This is a genomic window from Ruegeria sp. BC6 (assembly GCF_056539185.1).
The window spans coordinates 1,231,235-1,252,050 of record NZ_JBQFUM010000001.1; the positions used below are offsets into that span (position 1 = coordinate 1,231,235).

The window sequence follows — 20,816 nt, forward strand, 5'->3', positions numbered from 1 at the left end:
TTCGAAGCCAGGAGCCCTCGCAAGCAAAGGCATCCTTACCAGCAATTAGCTTACAAACTGAAACCTGGGGTCACGGCTCGCGTGCGAGAGTTCTTTGTCGGATGCATCAACCGCCGCCTCGGCGATCTCTTCTACCGACGCATCAGTTGCGATCAGATCAACGACCTCGCGCCACTTCCTGGACCGAGGCAAAGTGCCAAGCCTGATGTGTCCTATCAGTTCCTCCCTTGTCTGCAGAGCCATGCAACCCTCGGGCGAATGTAAAGGGAAAAATCGGCAACTACGCTTACCCGAAGCGACTGTCAGGCATGAGATAGCCTCGTAAGCCTTTGAAAAGATGGTGCACCTAAAGGGAGAAACATCGAACTCGCTATTCATAGAATTGGCGCGATGTGAGGCGTCGCTTTCGCTAGTTATGAATTCCAGATAGGCGTCCGTTCTGGTGACAGGTTTCTGTCGCCTGCAAAGTGTATAGGCGAGGCTTGCAAGCAGGCTAGTCTCGCATAGCCCTTGCCATCCCATAAGAACAGGAACCACAGTATCCGTTGTCGAGCATAGTATACTCTTCCAGCGTGAGACTCGTCCCGCAAATCGAACAGGATTCATCCAGAACGAAACCGCAATCGAAACACATGTTGACCTCACTGTTCTGCACGAAGGTGTTGCTGGAGTCACAGTATGGGCAATCGTGGATTACAGGTTCTAGGCCTTCTTTCGCGGCGATATAGTCATCCGCCCCGAAAGAGGCGACGACAGCCATGGCAATAGAAGCCTGCGAGCTATGCACTTCCCCGCATTGAGCGCACTTGGCGTTGAAGTTTTCTGGGTTTTTATTGGTGGGGTCTTCTTGGCCGACTAGAGATGATCCGCAGTTGTCGCAAATCATTCTATCGATGCCAGAAACTTGCTCAGGCCAATTGATAGACGCTAGCTCACTCAGGCAACGCTTCTTGACCTTCTCATATGCAGTGCGCTTTTCAAGTATAACGTCCCATGCATCACGAAGCTCTTCTTTCGGATCCTCCTCGAGAATATCGAAGAAATCGACTACCATCGGGAACGAGGAAGCAATTGCTTCAGCCAAAGACTCAACGGGTTGGGTGAGGTGGTGGTGCTCTGCTTCGTTTCGGAGCTTTCTAAGCTTATCGAAGTCGCCCTCTGGCCATTTGAGACCAAAATCCTTGAAGCGGCCTTTCATTTCCTGAAAATCGATGGTCTTCCATCCGACTACGGCGATGTTCACACCGCCAGCGCCGTCCGACACTGGCTTTACCTTGGCGCCGATCACGTGCAGTGGGTCCGCAACTGGGGCAGCACGCACCAAACACTCTTTAGCAAGCAAAAGAACACCGGCGTAGTAGTTGCGAGCCGCCGAAATCATTCGGTCGTCTTCACCAGTTTCAAAATCCTCTATCCCTAAACGAATTGAAGTAACGGCATTCTCAAACAAAGCAGACACTTGAGTCTCCGGTAAGGTATTTGACTAGAAGGGGATATTCTCCTTTTCGTTACCGGGATCAACCCTACTAATCTCCTGAGCCGCAGCTTTCTCTTCTGCTAGTCTTGCTTTGTTTTCACGCCGTGCCTTTGAAAGCTTTTGACGAATGGAGTTCATTTCGCTGGCAAGTTTTTGACCGCGACGACTGGAGCCCCCCACAACCGCTCGGATACCGCCTAAGTGCGAAAGAAGTCGGACCGAGCAAGCTTCCATTTCTTCTTGTGTCTGCGCGGCTTTTAGTTCGGTCCAAAGTTCCTTTGAACGCAACTCAAGCCTCTTCGGTACAATCAGATTCGCACCAACAATCCCAATTCCGGTAACAAAGACTGGCCGATTGCCGGTCTGGGTTCTGAGTTTGTGAGATTTGAGACCGCTCTGCGCCACGAGTTTCCTCACGTCGGCACGAAAGTTTCCCGTGATCCTCAAACCAGAAATGGTCAAATCATCAACCCAAACTGTGTAGCTTAGGTCATCTTCAACGCAACGATCCGCAATTCTGTCGAACATCGGGCGGTGTACCAGCGAAGCAAGCACGGGCGTTAAAGGTGAGCCGAAACAGGCGCGGTCGTCTGCTGTCGCAACGTGTGCGATAAGCCCCGCCACATCCGCCTCCATCTTAAACTGTTCCATTAGCGAGTTTCGGATCATCTGCCGTGTAGTCGAGGGGTAAAACTGTTTCAGATCGAGTGTGAGAAACTGCGCCGCTTCCAGATGTGCAACTGCATTGTCTCGCTGAGCACGTCCCTTACGTGGACTCATGAGGTAACTAGGTTGGGCAATCTTGGACAGATGGTACTTTAATCGTTCGTGCACGGAACGTAGCCTTCCATCCGGATAGACCAAATCACGCGTTTTTCCATTCGTCTCGATAGTTCGCCGGACTAGAAATTGCTCCTTATACCGCGGTGTCGCCAATCTATTTAAATCGTCCTTGCTTTCCCGAACCAGCTCAGCAATGTCTCGTTGCGAGGGTTTTTGAGCAAATGGGGATCGTTCAAGAGGATATTACTCTCCGGACTTGAGCCTATACCGATTCCGCATCAACTGGCTCCACAGGCTTGAGCTTTCGAAGAACGCGCAACGCTGCATCAGCGACTATCAATCGCCCTTTGCGAACAGGCCCTTGCCCTTCGATCTCCTCTGCGAAGAACATCAATTGAGATTTCTTGACTCCGAGGGCTACGGCATACCGATCAAGTGTTTCGAGCGTAACAGACTTCGTTCCACGCTCTATCTCTGAAACCATGGCTTGCGACATACCCAAGGCGTCTGCCATCTCTTGCTGGGAATAGCCCCAATACATACGAGCAAGCGCAAGTGCTTCGTTGATCATCTGTTTGTGAGGATCAGCCATTTGAGTTTCCAGTAAGGGCTATAAAGGGGTCATCACTTACTCCCACCATGACATCAACAGGTCCAGGACCCGAAGGATGTTGACGACAGCGATCCAAATGTATCGCCGCCAAGATGGTTTTTTGCGATGCCGCCGCTGGCGATGAACTTTCTTTTCTCGCATGCTTACTGCTCCTCTGTTCCGGCCAACACAAGCGTTGGCCCCCGTGGGAACGAGGAATGCGATCAGCGACGTTTGACCCCTTCCATGCCGCGCCCGGTCCCGGGCGGGCGCGGCGCGCTGCCACGGTCCATCCAGAGACACAGGAACTAGACGAAGGCACTAAGCCTTCACAGGGCCTCTGGCCCCAGCCTTTGTCGGGTTCTGCACATGCAAGTTTCATCACGCCTTCAACGTAGGCGGTGGCGAGGTCGACTTCAAGTCAATTATTGCTCTTAGCGATAATTAAATTTAGAGCCAAAAAATGAGGCGATTCGCTGCAACAGGAGTGTCACGGAAAGTGACATGTGAGTTTTTCCGAATTTCCAAATGTGCGTTTTTCCAGTTCGCAACTTGAGTGCCTCAAGAAACGTTGAGTTCGAACGCTCAAAATGTGCGTTTTTCCAGATTCCCCGATGTGCTGTTTTCCAAAATTCGTGTCATTTATTCTAACCTTTTCAGTAGCTTAATCTTCGAACTATTCTGATCGTATCTCTCGGATGTCAGCCGAGAGAGTACTGAAGTCAGCAAATAAGGAGAGTTCGAACATGTCAAACATCGCCAATGGCTCAAACGTTATCCCATTCCCTACAGCAAAGGGCGTTAATCCCTGCGCCCGGCCTGAATTGAGCCACTACGAAGACCGTCTTCGCAATTTCGACCTGACGTCTAAGCAACGAAAAGGGTTTCTTGATGCCCTTTGGATTCTGCTCTCGGGATTCATCGACTTGGGCTACGGACTGCACCCGACCCAGTTCCCCGACATACCTAATGACCTTGATGCAACAACAGTCGGTTCAATTGAACAGCATTTCAAAGATGCGGCTTAGAGTCGGACGACCGGTTTCGAAGGCCTACGAGCAGCGGGCGCAATCTGCTGTTCGTCTCCAAGCAATAAAGGGTGAATGAGTTATGGACAAAATGATGTTGAACCAACAAAACAGAAATGCGCAATCTACGTACGCGTATCCTCTGCGAAACAAGTTAACGAAGGGTCCGGTCTATCTAGTCAGGAGCAAAGCTGCCGCTCGTACGCGAAAGAGAACGGCTATGAGGTCGTAGAAGTCTTCAGTGACATAGTCTCGGGTACGGCAGGGGAACGTACCGGTACGAAAGCGTTGGTTCGGTACCTCAGAATGCATCGATCCGAAAAGCTAGTTGTGGTGGCGGACGATATTGATCGCTTTGCGCGCGACGTGTCCGTCTATAGTGATTTGCACAAGCAAATTGTTGCCGCAGGTGCGCGCCTTGAAAGCCCAAAGTTCAAAATGTCTGAGGAAGCACATTCGATATTCGAACTGAAGCTTCGCGTTCTGTTGGGAGAATTGGAAGTCGGAAAGAATAAAGAACGTTCACGAGACAGGGTCATAGCGCGTTCCCAAACAGGGTATTGGACATTTTCAGCCCCAGTTGGCTACGAATACAAAAGACGTGGTCCTGAAGGCAAAGTTCTTGTTCGTGTTGAGCCAACGGCATCAATTCTTGCCGAGGCGCTTGAGGGCTATGCAAGCGGTCGCTTTCAATCCCAAGCCGAAGTTAAGCGATTTCTGGACTCCAAAAGCGAATTTCCGAAGGACTACAGGGGTACTGAAGTCAAATATGACAGAGTAAAACAGTTTCTTACGAACTTGCTGTATGCCGGTTATCTGGAACGGCCGGAGAGAAACATTCCATTGACCAAAGCTGTGCATGAGCCGCTCATCTCCTACGATACTTACCTGATCATCCAAGACCGCCTCAAATCTTCTGCGGTCGCGCCAGCAAGAAAAGACATCGACTTGGACTTCCCATTGCGTGGATTCATCAAATGCGCAAAGTGCGGTCGAAAACTCACGTCCTGTTGGTCCAGAAGCGGAACCGGGGTCCGATATCCGTATTACCTTTGCCAATATCGTTCCTGCTCAGAGAGGGGAAAGTCAGTTCCTCGCGACCGACTTGAAGGCTACTTTGAAACGCTTCTGCAGTCTGTAGAGCCATCGCCCGCTACATTTGAAGTCGCTGAGAGAGTATTTCGTGATGCTTGGGAGCGGCGAGGAACATGGGCAAAGACAGAAGCCGGACGGCTAAAGCAACGCATCACCCAAATTGAAAAAGAGTGTTCGAACTATCTCAGTCGTGCCGCTCGAACTCAAAGTGACGAATTTGCTGCGGCGTATGAATCCAAAGTTATGGGATTGCGAACTGAAAAGGCCAAAATCGAAGCAGAAATCGACAGAATTACATTTCCAGAGCGTTCATTTGATGAAATGTTCGAACTCGCCATGCAATTTCTCTCAAACCCCTTTAAAATATGGGAGAAAGCTAGCTGTACGTTGAAACGAGTAGTCCTTAGGCTCGTATTTTCCGGCCCAATAGAGTTTGACAGAACTGATGGTGTTCGAACTCCAAATACTACCTTACCTTTCAAGGCGTTAGGCTTCATAGAGAGTAGTGATATGAAAGTGGTGCCCCCACACGGACTCGAACCGCGGACCTACTGATTACAAATCAGTTGCTCTACCAGCTGAGCTATAGGGGCAAGCATTACGCTTTCAGATACCTTTGCAGGCAAAGGCAAGAACGGGCAACCACTCCTACCTTTTCAACCCACTGTGATTACATGCCTATCGAAACACATGTAATCCCATTGAGCCGATGGCGCTGTGATTAGGTGAAAGCCTCAATAAAGGCAAGCGGGTTTGCGACGGAATTGTGCAACAACATGCGGAAAATCGGCGCCACATAAAATCGCCTCGATTATCTGCAACACAGACGCCACAGATGGTTACGCGGCAAAGACGGTTGCGAAGCAATTCGACCCAGTCGTTTCTGGCGCCGTCCTGTTGACCACAATCAAGTTTCGACGTTCTCAGGCAATCTTTATCATGGCGAAAGAATGGCAGGTTTGACTGTCTATCGTTCAACCTGTAACCCCGAAACGTATTCAATCGAAGAGCAAGGACAGCGGTCGGCATGCATGTGGCCATTCACTCCGGTGTGGTTTTTTCAGACGGGGGGCTCCTGCTCAAATCGCTTCAGGCGAATGCCAGTGTATTGCAAGAAAACGGCATTGTGCTGTTTGGTCCGCGTCGGTTCCGGAAGGCATTCAAGACGCCGCTGAATGCGCTGGACGAAGGCAAGCTGACCCCAGATGCCTTCGAGCGTTTGAGAGCCCAAATTCCTGATGATCCGGAAACCGGCCGAGTGGTCATGAGCACTGTGGACTTCATCGGCGAACTGAACAGCGCCATTAAGGACGGCCAATTCTATCCCCATGCAGGTCGTCGGCTGGCCTTGCTGGATCAGGCTTTCGAAGGACACGAGGTCGAATTGTTTATCGGGCTGCAAAATCCGGGCAGCTTCATACCCAAGGTATTGATGGCATTGCCGGACGAAACCCGCGAGAGCATTCTGGCGTCAACGGACCTGAGCTGCCTGAGTTGGCTGACCCTTATCGAGGATATTCACGATCTTGCCCCCGCCGTTTCCATTACGGTCTGGGCCAATGAGGAGTGCCCGCTGATCTGGGGGGACATTATCCGCAGCCTGTGCGGTCTGAGCGCCGACATACCGCTGACCGAGGAGTTCTCGCTGCTATCCTCGCTGGTTGACGCAGACGGCAAGCGGGAGATTGAAGCGATCCAACAGCAAGTCGGGCACACGGACCCGGCCCTCCTGCAAGACCGCCTCGCTGCCGTTTTTTCGCAGCACGCCTTGCCGGACAGAATCGAGGAGGAACTGGACTTCCCCGGGTGGAGCGCCGAAATCCACGCGGCGTTTTCCGAGCTTTACACACAGGATCTGGAACGGCTCAAGAAAATGCCGGGCGTGCGGTTTCTGGGTCGCTGACCGAAGCCTCCGAAGGCCCGAGGCTTACATGCCCAGGGCTTCCTTGTACATTTCCAACACCGCTTCTTCTTCGGCGATATCGTCTTTGTCACGCTTGCGCAGCGCGATAACCTTGCGCATCACCTTGGTGTCGTAGCCACGTGCCTTGGCCTCAGCCATCACTTCTTTCTGCTGGTCAGCGATGTCTTTCTTTTCGGCCTCCAGACGTTCGAACCGTTCGATGAACTGGCGCAGCTCGCCTGCTGTCACGCGGTAGTTCGCAGCGGCCTGGTCTTCGGTCATGTCTTCCATATGCGTCTCTCCCAAGTGGAAATCTCTTTAGCCGGGGTCACGGGCAACATGTCGGATACCGTGCCGGCGGGTCAGCCGCAAGCGAACAATGGGGCTGCTTGCCTTGTGCCGCCGGCAACGATCCGCTAAGCGCATCGGCAGCGAAACAGAACGATGCGGGGCGCAATGTTCGACGTGTTCATCTGGGGAGGCGCCAGCCTGTCACTGGCCGGGCTGGCAGGATTGGTCTGGTGCATTCTGCGCGTGATGAAGGCTCGTCGGTCAGGCTTGACTGACGACGAATTGCGGGCTGCCGTTCAGCGGGTGCTACCTTGGAACATGGGCGCGCTGTTTCTGTCCGTCATAGGACTGATGCTGGTTATCCTTGGCATATCGTTCGGCTGACCGCCGGTGTCAGATCGGCATATTGTCGAACTGGGCTTCAACCGCATCTTCGATCAACGCAGCGTCCAGCCGTCGGAAGCGCGATGGTACGCTCATGCCTTGAGCGCGCATGCGTTCAATTACCTTCGTGACGCTGGGCTGCAGTGCCAGCCGGGTCTCGAGATTTGCCCCGTGCAGTTTCCGCTCCAACCGCTCGGCTTCGAAATAAAGCTCGTTCGTGGTCATGGCCATCCTCCCAAATGCTGCCATCCTGCCTGATATAGGTAACAGGATTGAGACCAACACAGGACCCGCCCAAACCCAGCAAAAAATCGCCCGCGCGCTATCCGGCAGCCGGCGCTGGGCCGCGAGTCGATCGAATATTAACCTGATTTCGACCAAACTGCCTTGACAGACATCAATCCGCAAAAGCCGCAGCGGAAGAAACCGCATTGCGCAAGTACGGCCACGCCGTGGAACTGGACAGGGCTGACTCCGCGACCTAAGAAATCGGCATGGAGATTCGACAGATCACGCCCCGCTATTTCGTCTCGCCGCAGATCACGGTCGAGGATGTGCCCGCCATCGTTGCCGCCGGCTTCGTCAAGGTCATCTGCAACCGGCCGAATGTCGAAGTGCCTGCCGCCATGCAATCCGAGGTAATCGGCCAGGCCGTGCGGGATGCGGGTCTCGAGTTTGAGGTGCTTGAACTGACGCACCAAACCATGACGCCCGAGAACGTGGCACGGCAGCGCGACCTTGCCGAGTCCTGCGAAGGCCCGGTTCTTGCCTACTGTGCCTCGGGCACCCGCTGTTCTGTCGTTTGGGCCCTTGGGCAGTGCGACAAGATGAGCCCCGATGAAATACTCGAAGCCACGGCAAAGGCGGGCTACGCGCTGGACGGTTTACGGCCGGCATTGGTGCAGATGCGGGCTGCGAACACCTGATTTCATACGTCAGTCGTTGGGTCGTTCCGCAGGAGCAGGAAGACCCGCCAGCTCGGATATTTCGGAGGCGAGGCGGTCTGTGCTTGCTTGCGCGAAGTCTTCATCTACTGCGGATTGCGCATGCGACCGGTCTTGGGCTACGGCGTCCTGACGCGACAAATCAACATCTGCTATTTCAACCGGCGCGTCCCTTCGCTTGTGCTCGACAAAGCTCTGCGCTTCGGGTCGTGTTGGGGCGGGTGGCTGCAGTAACTCGTTGATCCGCACGGCCCGTTGACCACCACATTGGCCCAGACGTCCCGTAGTGGCCTGGGTCCGATCAATCGCGGCAATGTCGATCCGATCAAGTCGCGCTCCTGCAAGTGGCAGCAGATCCCCGATGCCCAGCTCCGACAGCGTTGTCAGCGGAAGATGCATCCGACAAATCACCGCGTTGAGTTCGGCCCGAACGACGCCGGCGGCTTGCGACAGTGTCTTGAGCGGTTCCAAATCTGCATGCCCGTCCCGCCCCTCGGCCACCGAAATTTCCGGCAACAGAATGAGAACCGTTCCCTGCCGTACACCGCCCTCGACTTCAACCTTGAACTCGAACGCATCATACCCGTCCTCGACCAGTGCCAAAGACAGCGTGCGTCGATCGACCGCCCGTGAGGCGAACTCATATCCGTTCAGGCGAGCTGCATCGCTTTGATCATCGACCAGTTTCCGGGCCCGTTCCAGCATGTTCTCGACCAACGGGACCACCATTGCCGCATCGGTGTCAGTGAGGGCGCGAGGATGGGGCGGGTCCGGGAATACTTCGCCCATCGTCTGCTTCTGGATGACTGCCGAGACCAAACCGACGTCCACGACAACACTGGCCACCCTGCCCTCTTTGGTCGCGAACAGTAGAAACATCTGACCGTCTTCCAGCCCGCTCGTGACGACTTCCTGGCATCTTCTGGCCTGTTTCGCGCCGATGACGGATGCTGATAGCTTGAACCGTTCGACCGCGGCGCGGGCAATCGCAAGGCGCAATGCCCGCAGCAGCGCCCGGGATTTGCTGCCCGTCCCCTCTTGTCCTGCCGACAATTTGCGCGCCAAGGCCGCGCTGACAGTCTTTGACATCGCAACGGTCCGCCAGTTTCGATTCTGCTTGTTACTGGTCTAGCCCATTGTTCGTTACGAATACCTTTACTTGCCCGCTACTGAGCGGCCTGCCGGTGAGGCAATGGCAGGCTCACGCGGAACGCTGCGCCGCCCTGCCCGGGCAGATAGGTGATTTCTCCCCCAAGCCGGTGCATGATCTCACGGCAAATAGCCAGTCCAAGGCCTGCACCGCCCGCCTTGTCGAATCCGACCCGCGCGAATTTCTCAAAGATCATCGACTGGGCGTCCGGCGGGATGCCGCTGCCATTGTCGACAAAGTCGATCACCGCCTGGCCACCGACATCATGGGCTGAAATCGTCAGGACCGGCTCGGGCGCGTCACAGTATTTCTGTGCGTTCGAAATCAGATTGATGAAGACCTGCCCCAGGCGATCCAGATCGGAATGCAACGCGATGCGCTCGGCAGACAGATTGCGGCGAATGGTCAAAGGGCTGTCTGCCCCGGCCATAGTCGTTGAAACGGCCCGATCCAGAACCGTCCGCAAGCTGGCATCACCCATATTCAAGCTGACCTGACCGTTTTCCAGAACGCTCAGGTCCAACAGGTCATCCAACAGCCGCGTCAGGCGCAGCGCTTCGTCATGGATGATCGTCGCATAACGCCGGGAATCCTCAGCGCTCAGCCCGTCAGTGTCCCGCATGATCTCCGAAAAGGCACGAATGGACGTCATCGGAGTGCGCAACTCGTGGCTGACCTGCCCCAGAAAGGCATCTTTTTGACGCGAGATCTGGGTCAGTTTTTCGTTGGCCTCGCGCAGCTTGCGGGCCGTACGGCTCAGTTCGGCCGACTTCGCCTCAAGCTGGCTGGAGTATTCCAGCAACTGCGCGGATTCGTCGGCCACCGCCAACAGGTCCTCGACCGAAACGGACGAACCTCCGACGATCTGCCCGATCATGGCATGAGCCGTGGCCGCACCGACCGAGCCGCTCAATTCGCGCTCCAGCCGCTCCAGAAAACCCGGCGTAGGCTCGGGCCAGCGCCCACGCACGCCCTGCTTTTCCGCCTCGGCCTGAAAGAAATCCTGAGCGGGACCGGCCCCGAGGATCCGTTGGGTCATGATCATCAGGTCTTCACTCTGGGCAACGGATCCCGTCCACCCCCCGGGCGCGACAGAATGATCAAAGACGTTGACGAACTGCGCCCCCTGCAACCGTTCAAGCGGGCTGGGAAAGCTAAGAAGTGACGCGAGGCAAAAGGCCAACGTATTCAGTGAGAGCGACCACAGCACCGTGTGGGTCATCGGGTCCAAACCATCAAGGCCGAACAACGCCTGCGGACGCAGCCATCCAAGACCGAAAGGACCGTTTTCGATGACCGAGGCGGACATGACATTACCGCCCATTCCCGGCAGCAACAGCGTGTAGATCCAAAGGAAGAACCCTACGCTCAGCCCGACAAGGGCACCTGTCCGTGTGGCCCCGCGCCAGAACAGGCCGCCAACCAGAGCCGGCAGGATCTGCGACACACCTGCAAATGCCACCAGGCCGATTGAGGCCAGCGCGGCGCCGCCACCGGACATACGATAGTAGAAGAACCCCAAGGCCATGATGGCGGCAATCGAAACCCGGCGCGCCATCAGCACCACGTTTCGCACATCTCCTGACATGGAACTTGCGTTCTCGCGTGTATTCAGCCAGATCGGCATCACGACGTGGTTCGAGACCATGGTCGACAGGGCCATCGCCGTCACGATGACCATCGACGTGGCCGACGAAAAACCGCCGATGAAGGACAGCATCGCCAGCCAGTCGTTTCCCTGTGACAGAGGAACCGTCAGCACAAATAGGTCCGGATTTGACCCGGCCGGCAGCAGATCCAGCCCGACGACCGCAATGGGAACCACGAAAAGGCTCATCAAAAGAAGATAGAGCGGGAACGCCCAGGCCGCCGTTCTCAGGTGACTTTCGTCGTCGTTCTCGACGACCATGACCTGAAACATCCGCGGCAAGCAGACAAAAGCCGCCGCCGACAGGAAGGTAATGGCCATCCATCGTCCGGTATCGACGTTCCAACGCCCGATTTCCGACGCGTCGATCCGCTCCATCATTGGCGTGACGCCTCCGGCTACCCCCCAGACGACAAAGATGCCTACCGCCAACAGAGCGAACAGTTTGACGACGGATTCCAACGCGATGGCGGTCACCACGCCATGGTGCCGTTCATTGGCATCCAGGTTCCGGGTGCCGAACAGAATGGCGAACACGGCCAGACCCGCGGCCACCCAGAATACGCTGGCGCCCTCGCGGTAAAGGCCCGAAGGGTCGGCTTCGGCGAAAATCGAGAAAGACAGCGTTATCGACTGGAGTTGCAGCGCGATATAGGGTGTGCCCCCCAGAACCGCGAGGATCGTCACACAAATGGCCAAGGTGTTCGACTTGCCATAGCGCGATGAGATCAAGTCGGCGACCGAAGTCACCCTCTGGCTACGGCCCACACGCACCAGCTTGCGCAGCCCCCACCACCAGCTGATCATCACCAAGGTCGGCCCGAGGTAGATCGTCACGAATTCCAGACCGGACCTGGCCGCATTGCCGACCGCGCCATAGAAGGTCCAGGCCGTGCAGTAGATCGACAGAGACAGTGTGTAGATCAACGGTGACCGCAGCCATTTGCCTCGCCCCGCGGCGGCCATGCGATCGGCTGCAAACGCAACGCCGAACAAAAGCACGACGTAGCCCAGGCAAACAAGGATCAGGACATTCAGCGTGGCCATTGCTCACTCTCTGCCGCGGACCCTTCCGAGGACGACATCCGCCGGGCGGCAAAGCCGAACAGAAGGCTGACCACGATCAGGGCGGCCCAGCATGAAAAGATATAAAGAATGGCCGACGACAATGGGATGCCAGAGTTTTCCGGCCCCGGATCCGGCCATAGCAGCGGGATGCAGATCAGACCCGCGCCGACAAAGGGCAGCATTCGGGCCGCATCGGCCAGCCTTCGGCGGCGGTAACTCTGCCGTTCCAAAAACACCGACGGACGCGGGCCTGTCGTGCGGGCTGGCTCGTTTTCCGGTGTGGTCATGACTGTGACGCCTGCGCGTGCAAATCACGCACAGCCGTCAGCACTTCGGTATTCGAGAACGGCTTCGTCATGAACCGGCTGACGCCTGCCTTTTCAGCCATCTCGCGGTCCCGCGACTGACCCCGAGCGGTCAGCATCAGAACAGGCAAGGCGCGCATCTCCTCGTGTTCGCGCAATTCGCGCAGAACATCCATACCGCTTTTGCCGGGCAGCATCACATCCAGTATGACCAGATCAGGCTGCGCAGACAGTATCGTTTGAACCGCGTTTTCACCTTCGGCATGGGTTTCAACCTGCCACCCTTCGCGGGTCAGCAGAAACCTGATTGCCTCCGTGATGTTCGGTTCATCCTCGATCAACAGAACCTTGCGGCTCATATGTTCACTTCCTCCCCAAGACCGGTCGCACCTCCAGCCACCTGCCAAGGGCAGATTAATCGCTGTGTCAGGAAACTGTCAAAAACCTTCACTCAAAATCGACGGCTCCCGCCGCGAGTCGCACGGCTTTCGGGGGCAGATCCTGCAGCTTGTGCCGACCTGTACCGGCAAGTCGGTGGCCACGCCGGGCTCTTCTACCGGCAGCACCAGCATCGCCGATCTGTATACAGGTTCCTGACCGAAGGCGCTGACGGGCTGAGGCCAGGCGATTGCAAAGCAGTCGAAATCCGCCGGCGTCCGGCCCAACAGGGTCACGCGTTTTCGGATCGGCACAAGGGGCCGGTTCAGTGCGCTGAAGACCGGCCACAAAGGACAGGCTTCGCCGTGGCGCGGCATTGCGAAACCGGGGACCGGCTTGAACAGCAAAATGCTTCCTGATGAATCGCATATGACCAACCCTGCCGGACGCGGCATGACATCCTCGGGCAGAAACGCAAGCCGTCGCAGGACTGTCGGCAGGTCAACCGAAAACCGCGCGGCAAGACGCAGAGGATCAACACCTTCGACCTCCAGTGCCTCCGAAACCGCTTCCAGCGGCATGGCCCGGGCATCCGCCGCATAGGCGTCTAGCACCTGACGCGCGACAGATCTTGAGGCGGAAGAGGCCATCTCGGCCTGCGCGAGGGCTACCGGGTCCTGTCCTGTCTCAAGTTCCGGCAAATGAAACCCGCGCTTCTCCAGAAATGCCTCGACCTCCTCCATCGGCAACCCGCGCCGTTCGCCGGTGTCCTCGCTTTCGTCCAAAAAGGCGACCAGAGCTTTTGAGCTTTCAGCCAGACGTTCGGCATCCTGGTGCAAGTTTCGGTGGAATCTGTCGCGCCACTCGGCCTCGATCTCGCCCGGTTCGGCCAGGATGGCGGCTGTCGACCGAATCGCTGCTGCGGCGGACAGGACTTCGTGCATGGATGCCGCAAGGTGCGGGTCATGGGTCAGCCGGTCTGACAGGGTTTCCACGGTACGTTCCAGCGAAACCACCCGACGATGCATCTGTGCCAGCACAGCGGCCCAGCCGGGAAACCGGCCGGCGAATTCATCCAGCGCCTCAACTTCGGCCTTTTGGCCGACCGCATCCGCCGCCGCCTCACGAAGAGCCGCGATCAGCGTCGCCTCGACCCCCTGTGTCAAAACCGAAGGCTCAACGGACAAAGCCGAAGCGATATCGACCAGCAGTTTGCCCCCGATGCGCCGCCGATTGTGCTCGATCAAGTTCAGATATGACGCTGAAATGCCGACCTGACGCGCCAGCTGGGCCTGACGCAAGCCCGAGATTTGCCGCCTTTCGCGGATACGGCTGCCCGTCAATGACTCACGCATGATGCCCCCGCCGAAACGTGTTCGAGTTGCCCTCGAAACAACCACGTATTTTCTGAATACTTCATGTATTTATATGATTTACGCCGCCCTTTTCAAAGCAGTTTTACAACATTGACAATGTCATAGCTTTCACCGGGCGCTGATCGCTTTCGGACGCCAAAGCAATCCTGCGCCGCAATGCCCTCTTCAATTCCGGCCGAATTGGCGGCACGATAGGCAAATGAGTGATCCGGCCTTCGAATACGCACCTATCGGGCTTGTCGAGCTTGAAAACCGCATCATCCGGCGGTGCAATTTGCAGTTTGCCCGGACATTCGGAGGCAACGAATCCGACTACCGCAACCTGCCTTTGCTGCACCTGTACCCATCCGTTGCCGATTGGGAGAGAATTGGCGCACGAAGTCTTCAGGTCATGCGGGACACCGGCTACTACACGGACGAGCGGGTCATGCGCCGCCGCAACGGCGACTTGTTCTGGTGTCGCGCCCGCGGCCGGTCGCTCACACCCGATGACCCATTCCGCCATGGAATATGGAGCTTTTCGGACATTTCCGAGGAGCGCCCACTGGTCGAATTGACCAAACGCGAACGTGAAGTCGCGATCTTGTCCTGTCGCGGCCTGTCGGCCAAGGAAATAGGCGTCGAACTGGGGCTCAGCTACCGGACCATCGAAGCCTACCGCGCCCGGCTGCTCGAGAAATTCGGCGCGCGCAAGCTGCCGGAACTGGTCGCCAAACTGTCCGGCACGCCGCTCTGACCGTCGTAGACCCTGCCGATAACGCAGAAACCGGGGCAGGACGGCCCCAGTCGGCGCTTTTCATGGCCGCGCGGTTGCCTTATAACGCAGCGTAATTGACCAGAGCCCGCGCAGACAGACGGGCCAAAGGGGAACCTTCGAGGACACTCATGACAGACAACAGACACGAAGCGGATGTGACGTTCATCAAGGCACTGGCCGAACTCTTGCGCGAAAACGACCTGACTGAGTTGCAGGTGAAACGGGAATATGGCGAAGAAGACAGCCTGAACGTCCGGGTCAGCCGAGTAAGCCCGACCGCCGCGCCTGTGCAAGTTGCCGTCCCGGCACCCGCTGCCGCGCCGGCACCTGTCGCAGCCCCCGCTGCTGCCCCCGCCGAAGCACCCGCCGCCGTCGAGGACCCGGCGAGCCACCCTGGCGCGGTGACCTCGCCCATGGTTGGTACCGTCTATATGCAGCCAGAACCCGGCGCGTCCCCGTTCATTGCCGTCGGCGCATCTGTTTCCGAAGGCGATACGCTGCTGATCGTCGAAGCGATGAAGACCATGAACCACATTCACGCCCCCAAATCCGGGACCGTCAAGCGGATCCTGGTCGGGGATGGCGACGCTGTCGAATTCGGCACTCCTCTGGTCATCATCGAGTAAGGCGGGCCCATGTTCGACAAGATCCTGATTGCCAACCGAGGCGAGATCGCCCTGCGTGTGATCCGCGCCGCGCGCGAGATGGGGATTGCGACGGTTGCCGTGCACTCGACCGCTGACAGTGACGCCATGCACGTGCGCATGGCTGACGAGTCCGTGTGTATCGGACCGGCACCCGGCCCCCAGAGCTATCTCTCGATGCCCGCGATCATCTCGGCCTGTGAAATCACCGGCGCCCAGGCGATCCACCCTGGCTATGGCTTTCTGTCCGAAAATGCCGAGTTCGTTCAGATCGTCGAAGACCACGGCATCACGTTCATCGGCCCCACCGCCGAACACATCCGCATCATGGGCGACAAGATCACCGCCAAAGACACCATGAAAGAGCTGGGCGTTCCCTGCGTACCAGGCTCGGACGGCGGCGTTCCGGATCTTCAGTCGGCCAAGCGCATCGGTGAAGAGATCGGCTACCCGGTTATCATCAAGGCCACCGCCGGTGGCGGTGGACGCGGCATGAAAGTCGCGCAGACCGCCGCCGAAATGGAAAGCGCCTTCATGACCGCGCGGGCCGAGGGCAAAGCCGCGTTCGGCAATGACGAAGTCTATATCGAGAAATACCTGACCACGCCCCGCCACATCGAGATTCAGGTCTTCGGCGACGGCAAGGGCAATGCGGTCCATCTGGGCGAGCGCGACTGTTCGCTGCAGCGCCGTCACCAGAAAGTGTTCGAAGAGGCCCCGGGCCCCTGCATTACGCCTGAGGAGCGCGCCCAAATCGGCAAGGTCTGCGCGGATGCGGTCGCCAAGATCAACTATATCGGCGCGGGTACGATCGAGTTCCTGTATGAAAATGGCGAATTCTATTTCATTGAGATGAACACCCGCCTGCAGGTCGAACACCCTGTGACCGAAGGCATTTTCGGCGTCGACCTTGTTCGCGAGCAGATCCTTGTTGCGGCCGGAGAACCGATGTCGTTCGGCCAAGATGATCTGGAGATCAACGGCCACGCGATCGAAGTGCGTATCAACGCCGAAAAGCTGCCGAACTTCGCGCCCTGTCCGGGCAAGATCACGGCGTATCACGCGCCGGGCGGCCTGGGTGTCCGGATGGATTCGGCGCTGTACAACGGGTATTCGATCCCGCCCTACTACGATTCGTTGATCGGCAAGCTGATCGTGCACGGGCGCGACCGCCCGGAAGCGCTGGCACGGTTGAACCGGGCCTTGGGTGAGTTGATCGTGGACGGTGTAGACACGACGGTTCCCCTGTTTCATGCACTTCTGCAGGAACCCGACATCCACAGCGGCGATTACAACATCCACTGGCTGGAGCACTGGCTTGCGGAGAACATGGCCTAGTATCGACCAAGCCGCGAGAGCACGCGCTCTCGGGCTTGTCGCCGCGGTGTGAGCCATGGGCCTGACGCCTGATCTGCTGTTGCACGGCTATTCCATCGGAATCTTCCCGATGGCCGAACACAGGAACGACCCGGATCTTTTCTGGGTCGATCCAAAGCTGCGGGGTGTATTCCCGTTGGACGGGTTTCACATCTCTCGCAGCCTTGCGCGACGCATCCGGAACTACGGGTTCTCCGTGACCATAAACCGGGATTTTGCAGCCGTGGTAGACGGATGCGCGGACCGGACGGACACCTGGATCAATGACGAACTGCGCAGGCTCTATGCGCAACTGCACCGCTCGGGCCGCGCCCATTCACTTGAGGTTTGGGAGGGCGAGGAGCTTGTCGGGGGCGTCTATGGCGTTGCGCTGGGTGCGGCATTTTTCGGGGAAAGCATGTTCTCGCGCCGTACCGATGCGTCAAAAATTGCGCTCGCCTATCTGGTCGACCGCTTGCGCCAGACAGGCTTTCAACTGTTCGACACACAATTTCTGACGGCACATTTGGCTTCGCTGGGGGCGATCGAAATCCCCAGACAACAATACCGCCAATTTCTGGATCAGGCCACTGCTGCCAGCGCAGATTTCACCGCCGAGTTGTGCCAGACCCCTCAGGGGGTGATACAACGGATTACCCAGACATCGTAGCGCGAGTGATCCAAGGCGTTGAGCGCCGGGGACGTGGCGATCATCCAGCCGTCGAACAGCTGGTCGGCCTTTCCCTTTTCCCAGATCGTAAGATAGGCAAACGCGTCACCCGTCGGGTTTTCAGACGGATACCGGCAATCACCCAAGGCGACATCCAAGCCGAAAACTTCGACCGTATCACCGGTCGGCACCTGCACGTCCACCGTCTGACCGCTGACCTTGTCCAGCCCGCGCAGCATGGCCCCCGGTCCCGAGGAAACCTTCTGCTGCGCGCCGGCCGTCGTCGCGGCCAACAGCAGCGCCATCAGGGCGGCACGCATCATTCGCTGCCATCCCCGGCCACAAACTTGACCAGCAACGAGATCAGGCTGACGGCTCCTTGCGTGTCTTCAATCTGATCGCCCGGCTCAAAATAGAACGGAGAGCCGCCGGGCATGACCTCGACGAAGTTGCCCCCCAGAAGGCCTTCGGACGAGATCACGATCGCGCTGTCATCCGGGATCTGGATGTTCTCGGCAACCGAAATCGTCGTATCGGCACGGTAGGTTTCAGGGTTCAACTCGACATCGGTCACGGTGCCGATCTTTACACCCGCGAGGCGCACATCCGTGCCCACCGCCACACCCTCAAGCGACCGAAAGGACGCCTCAAGATGATAGCCCCCGTTTTCGCGCGACCAGCCCGTGGACTGGCTGGCATACACGCCAAACGCCAATGCACTGGCCAGCACGACACCGCCGACAAGAACTTCGGTCATGTTGTGGGTCGACATGTGGATCTCGCTTATTCCGGGCTCCAGGCTTCGTAGTCCTTGCGCTCGATCGGGTCGGGACGGCGCAGGGACCCCGCCGGCACATAGGCCATCGCGGTGCCCGTCAGATTTTCCTGATGCGGCTTTTCCCACGCCTTGTGTGGCAGTGGCTTGTCGGTCGGCGGTTCATCCCAGGTGCGGTGCAACCAGCCGTGCCATTCCGGGTCGATCCGGCTGGCCTCGGCCTCTCCATTGAAAATTACCCACCGTTTGCTGTCATCGGCGTTGCGATAAAACACGTTGCCCTGATCGTCCTCACCCACCTTGATACCTTTGCGCGCAGTGTAGATCTGCGTGTTCAGAGTGGCCCCGTTCCACCAGGTCACGGCCCGCAAAAGAGTGTTCAGGATTCCCATCGGCTGCCTCCGGCATTTCTGTCCATGCAGATATGGACCAAAGCCGAGCAGAGGTCCAGAGCCACAAAGAGCGCACCCATTACTTGGGCAAGAATGCGGTGACCTCGATTTCGATTCGGTATTTTGGATCAATCAAGCCGCATTCGATCATCGTCGCAACAGGCGGGTTGGCACCGAACGTCTCGGCCAGGACCGGCCAGCACGCTTCAAATTCGCGGCGATCGGGCAGCATATAAGTCACGCGCACCACGTCGGCAAAAGAGGCGCCCGCCTCTGCCAAGGCGTTGCCTATGATCGTCAGCGCCGAGCGGCATTGGTCGACGACGCCTTCGCCCTGCCCGACCGTTCCGGCAACATGGACCCACCCACCCGCGACAACTGCCCGGCAGTAGCCGACCCTGGCTTCGAACTCACCCCCCGAGGAAATACGCTGGATCGTCATGACACCCTCACATGAAAATGGCGCGGACTTTGCCGCGCCGTATCTGCATTAAATTTCAAACAGTTCAGCCGGCAGATGCCGATTCCGGCGCGGCATCCGCATAGATGATCAGCGGCTGCGCGTCCGACGTTACGGCCTCTTCGTTCACGACCACTTTGGTCACGTTCTTCATGCCCGGCAGCTCGAACATCGTGTCCAATAGAATGTCTTCAAGGATGGAACGCAGGCCACGGGCACCGGTCTTGCGTTCGATCGCCTTTTTGGCAATCGCCGCAAGCGCGTCGTCGGTAAAGTCCAGTTCGACGTTCTCCAACTCGAACAAACGCTGGTATTGCTTGACCAGCGCGTTCTTGGGCTTGGTCAGGATGGTGACAAGCGCGTCCTCATCCAGGTCCTCAAGCGTTGCCAGCACCGGCAGACGTCCAACGAATTCCGGGATCAACCCGAATTTCAGCAGATCCTCGGGCTCGAGATCCTGAAAGATCTCGCCCACGCCGCGTTCGTCATTGTCACGCACATCGGCGCCAAAACCCATGGCCGAGCCTTTGCCGCGCTGCGCGATGATCTTGTCCAGACCTGCAAAAGCGCCGCCGCAGATGAACAGGATGTTGGTGGTGTCCACCTGCAGGAATTCCTGCTGCGGGTGCTTGCGCCCGCCCTGCGGCGGAACGCTGGCTACGGTTCCTTCCATCAGCTTCAGCAGGGCCTGCTGCACACCCTCGCCCGACACGTCGCGGGTGATCGAGGGGTTTTCGGATTTACGAGTGATCTTGTCGACCTCGTCGATATAGACGATGCCGCGCTGGGCGCGCTCGACATTGTATTCGCTGGCCTGCAACAGCTTGAGGATGATGTTCTCGACATCCTCGCCCACGTAACCGGCTTCGGTCAGCGTGGTCGCGTCAGCCATCGTGAACGGCACGTCCAGAATCCGCGCCAGCGTCTGCGCCAGCAGAGTCTTGCCGCACCCGGTCGGACCAATCAGCAGAATGTTCGACTTGGCCAACTCTATGTCACCACCGGCCTTCTGCGCGTGGTTCAGACGTTTGTAGTGGTTGTGCACGGCAACCGACAGGACACGCTTGGCCCGAGCCTGGCCGATGACATAGTCGTCCAGCACCTCGCAGATATCTTTGGGGGTGGGCACACCGTCCGAGGATTTCAGTCCGCTGGCTTTGGTTTCCTCGCGGATGATGTCCATGCACAGTTCGACGCATTCATCACAGATGAACACGGTCGGTCCAGCAATAAGCTTACGCACCTCATGCTGGCTTTTTCCACAGAAGCTGCAGTAGAGCGTGTTCTTGCTGTCGCCGCCTGAATTCGTCGCCATGTTCTACCTTTCGGGCTCCATCCCT

24 protein-coding genes and 1 tRNA gene are annotated in these 20,816 nt (G+C 57.5%); 9 read left to right on the top strand and 16 right to left on the bottom strand.

Annotated elements, in window-relative coordinates; genetic code table 11:
• Positions 1 to 493: 493 nt before the first annotated feature.
• From ACR0MM_RS06130 to ACR0MM_RS06140, 3 genes are all read right to left on the bottom strand, one after another.
• A complete protein-coding gene (locus ACR0MM_RS06130; protein WP_480695016.1) occupies positions 494 to 1,459 on the bottom strand; it encodes a hypothetical protein in 966 nt (321 codons plus the stop codon).
• Positions 1,460 to 1,483: 24 nt separating this feature from the next.
• Positions 1,484 to 2,311: an RNA-dependent RNA polymerase family protein gene (locus ACR0MM_RS06135; RefSeq protein ID WP_480695018.1), complete on the bottom strand. Its 828-nt coding sequence runs from the start codon at positions 2,309 to 2,311 to the stop codon at positions 1,484 to 1,486.
• Positions 2,312 to 2,522: 211 nt separating this feature from the next.
• Positions 2,523 to 2,852 carry a helix-turn-helix domain-containing protein gene (locus ACR0MM_RS06140; RefSeq protein WP_480695020.1) on the bottom strand — a complete coding sequence of 110 codons (330 nt, stop codon included), beginning with the start codon at positions 2,850 to 2,852 and terminating at the stop codon, positions 2,523 to 2,525.
• A 746-nt stretch (positions 2,853 to 3,598) separates the two neighbouring features.
• Between ACR0MM_RS06140 and ACR0MM_RS06145 the strand changes: the two genes are divergently transcribed.
• Together ACR0MM_RS06145 and ACR0MM_RS06150 are read left to right on the top strand one after the other, a co-directional pair.
• Entirely contained in the window at positions 3,599 to 3,880 is a 282-nt protein-coding gene (locus ACR0MM_RS06145) for a hypothetical protein (RefSeq protein ID WP_480695022.1), read from the top strand.
• Between the two features lie 75 nt (positions 3,881 to 3,955).
• Positions 3,956 to 5,530, top strand: a complete 1,575-nt coding sequence (locus ACR0MM_RS06150; protein ID WP_480695348.1) for a recombinase family protein — start codon at positions 3,956 to 3,958, stop codon at positions 5,528 to 5,530.
• Here ACR0MM_RS06150 and ACR0MM_RS06155 read toward each other — a convergent pair.
• Positions 5,493 to 5,568, bottom strand: a tRNA-Thr gene (locus ACR0MM_RS06155). The genes ACR0MM_RS06150 and ACR0MM_RS06155 overlap by 38 nt on opposite strands.
• A gap of 434 nt (positions 5,569 to 6,002) precedes the next feature.
• Here ACR0MM_RS06155 and ACR0MM_RS06160 point away from each other — a divergent pair.
• Positions 6,003 to 6,878: a hypothetical protein gene (locus tag ACR0MM_RS06160; protein WP_480695024.1), complete on the top strand. Its 876-nt coding sequence runs from the start codon at positions 6,003 to 6,005 to the stop codon at positions 6,876 to 6,878.
• A gap of 24 nt (positions 6,879 to 6,902) precedes the next feature.
• Here ACR0MM_RS06160 and ACR0MM_RS06165 read toward each other — a convergent pair whose 3' ends face one another.
• Positions 6,903 to 7,169 carry a DUF2312 domain-containing protein gene (locus ACR0MM_RS06165; RefSeq protein WP_093962669.1) on the bottom strand — a complete coding sequence of 89 codons (267 nt, stop codon included), beginning with the start codon at positions 7,167 to 7,169 and terminating at the stop codon, positions 6,903 to 6,905.
• A gap of 165 nt (positions 7,170 to 7,334) precedes the next feature.
• On the opposite strand from ACR0MM_RS06165, the gene ACR0MM_RS06170 reads away from it, so the two are divergent.
• Positions 7,335 to 7,553: a hypothetical protein gene (locus ACR0MM_RS06170; RefSeq protein ID WP_170339991.1), complete on the top strand. Its 219-nt coding sequence runs from the start codon at positions 7,335 to 7,337 to the stop codon at positions 7,551 to 7,553.
• Positions 7,554 to 7,562: 9 nt separating this feature from the next.
• Here the strand turns inward: ACR0MM_RS06170 and ACR0MM_RS06175 are convergent, their stop codons facing one another.
• Positions 7,563 to 7,778: a hypothetical protein gene (locus ACR0MM_RS06175; RefSeq protein WP_170337604.1), complete on the bottom strand. Its 216-nt coding sequence runs from the start codon at positions 7,776 to 7,778 to the stop codon at positions 7,563 to 7,565.
• Between the two features lie 269 nt (positions 7,779 to 8,047).
• On the opposite strand from ACR0MM_RS06175, the gene ACR0MM_RS06180 reads away from it, so the two are divergent.
• Complete coding sequence (locus ACR0MM_RS06180) at positions 8,048 to 8,479, top strand: protein tyrosine phosphatase family protein (RefSeq protein WP_480695026.1); 432 nt, start codon at positions 8,048 to 8,050, stop codon at positions 8,477 to 8,479.
• Positions 8,480 to 8,488: 9 nt separating this feature from the next.
• Here the strand turns inward: ACR0MM_RS06180 and ACR0MM_RS06185 are convergent, their stop codons facing one another.
• The 5 genes from ACR0MM_RS06185 to ACR0MM_RS06205 all read right to left on the bottom strand — a co-directional run bounded on the left by ACR0MM_RS06185 (position 8,489) and on the right by ACR0MM_RS06205 (position 14,401).
• Entirely contained in the window at positions 8,489 to 9,586 is a 1,098-nt protein-coding gene (locus ACR0MM_RS06185) for a FliM/FliN family flagellar motor C-terminal domain-containing protein (RefSeq protein WP_480695028.1), read from the bottom strand.
• 77 nt (positions 9,587 to 9,663) lie between these two features.
• Positions 9,664 to 12,342, bottom strand: a complete 2,679-nt coding sequence (locus ACR0MM_RS06190; protein ID WP_480695030.1) for an ATP-binding protein — start codon at positions 12,340 to 12,342, stop codon at positions 9,664 to 9,666.
• Positions 12,330 to 12,650 carry a hypothetical protein gene (locus tag ACR0MM_RS06195; RefSeq protein ID WP_480695032.1) on the bottom strand — a complete coding sequence of 107 codons (321 nt, stop codon included), beginning with the start codon at positions 12,648 to 12,650 and terminating at the stop codon, positions 12,330 to 12,332. Before ACR0MM_RS06195 ends, ACR0MM_RS06190 begins: the two co-directional genes overlap by 13 nt.
• Entirely contained in the window at positions 12,647 to 13,027 is a 381-nt protein-coding gene (locus ACR0MM_RS06200; RefSeq protein WP_093962675.1) for a response regulator transcription factor, read from the bottom strand. The genes ACR0MM_RS06195 and ACR0MM_RS06200 overlap by 4 nt, the downstream gene beginning before the upstream one ends.
• Positions 13,028 to 13,105: 78 nt before the next feature.
• On the bottom strand, positions 13,106 to 14,401 hold the full coding sequence (locus ACR0MM_RS06205; protein WP_480695034.1) for a helix-turn-helix domain-containing protein: 1,296 nt from the start codon (positions 14,399 to 14,401) through the stop codon (positions 13,106 to 13,108).
• Between the two features lie 220 nt (positions 14,402 to 14,621).
• Between ACR0MM_RS06205 and ACR0MM_RS06210 the strand changes: the two genes are divergently transcribed.
• From ACR0MM_RS06210 to aat, 4 genes are all read left to right on the top strand, one after another.
• Positions 14,622 to 15,158: a LuxR C-terminal-related transcriptional regulator gene (locus ACR0MM_RS06210; protein ID WP_093962677.1), complete on the top strand. Its 537-nt coding sequence runs from the start codon at positions 14,622 to 14,624 to the stop codon at positions 15,156 to 15,158.
• A 149-nt stretch (positions 15,159 to 15,307) separates the two neighbouring features.
• Positions 15,308 to 15,805: an acetyl-CoA carboxylase biotin carboxyl carrier protein gene (gene accB / locus ACR0MM_RS06215; RefSeq protein ID WP_170337596.1), complete on the top strand. Its 498-nt coding sequence runs from the start codon at positions 15,308 to 15,310 to the stop codon at positions 15,803 to 15,805.
• A 9-nt stretch (positions 15,806 to 15,814) separates the two neighbouring features.
• On the top strand, positions 15,815 to 17,161 hold the full coding sequence (gene accC / locus ACR0MM_RS06220; protein ID WP_480695036.1) for an acetyl-CoA carboxylase biotin carboxylase subunit: 1,347 nt from the start codon (positions 15,815 to 15,817) through the stop codon (positions 17,159 to 17,161).
• 55 nt (positions 17,162 to 17,216) lie between these two features.
• Positions 17,217 to 17,849 (top strand): leucyl/phenylalanyl-tRNA--protein transferase, encoded by a 633-nt coding sequence (gene aat, locus ACR0MM_RS06225; RefSeq protein ID WP_480695038.1) that lies wholly within the window; start codon positions 17,217 to 17,219, stop codon positions 17,847 to 17,849.
• On the opposite strand, the gene ACR0MM_RS06230 is transcribed toward aat, so the two are convergent.
• The 5 genes from ACR0MM_RS06230 to clpX form a co-directional block, all read right to left on the bottom strand.
• On the bottom strand, positions 17,813 to 18,172 hold the full coding sequence (locus ACR0MM_RS06230; protein WP_170358308.1) for a DUF2155 domain-containing protein: 360 nt from the start codon (positions 18,170 to 18,172) through the stop codon (positions 17,813 to 17,815). The two genes, aat and ACR0MM_RS06230, sit on opposite strands and share 37 nt — an antisense overlap.
• Positions 18,169 to 18,621, bottom strand: coding sequence for an outer membrane lipid asymmetry maintenance protein MlaD (gene mlaD / locus ACR0MM_RS06235; RefSeq protein WP_093962682.1), 453 nt, complete (start codon positions 18,619 to 18,621; stop codon positions 18,169 to 18,171). The genes ACR0MM_RS06230 and mlaD overlap by 4 nt, the downstream gene beginning before the upstream one ends.
• A gap of 11 nt (positions 18,622 to 18,632) precedes the next feature.
• Positions 18,633 to 19,016: an NADH:ubiquinone oxidoreductase subunit NDUFA12 gene (locus tag ACR0MM_RS06240; protein ID WP_093962683.1), complete on the bottom strand. Its 384-nt coding sequence runs from the start codon at positions 19,014 to 19,016 to the stop codon at positions 18,633 to 18,635.
• Positions 19,017 to 19,095: 79 nt separating this feature from the next.
• Complete coding sequence (locus ACR0MM_RS06245; protein WP_170435205.1) at positions 19,096 to 19,458, bottom strand: RidA family protein; 363 nt, start codon at positions 19,456 to 19,458, stop codon at positions 19,096 to 19,098.
• 64 nt (positions 19,459 to 19,522) lie between these two features.
• The gene (gene clpX, locus ACR0MM_RS06250) at positions 19,523 to 20,791 is read right to left on the bottom strand and encodes an ATP-dependent Clp protease ATP-binding subunit ClpX (protein ID WP_170337591.1); all 1,269 of its coding nucleotides are present in this window, start codon (positions 20,789 to 20,791) and stop codon (positions 19,523 to 19,525) included.
• Between the last annotated feature and the right edge of the window lie 25 nt (positions 20,792 to 20,816).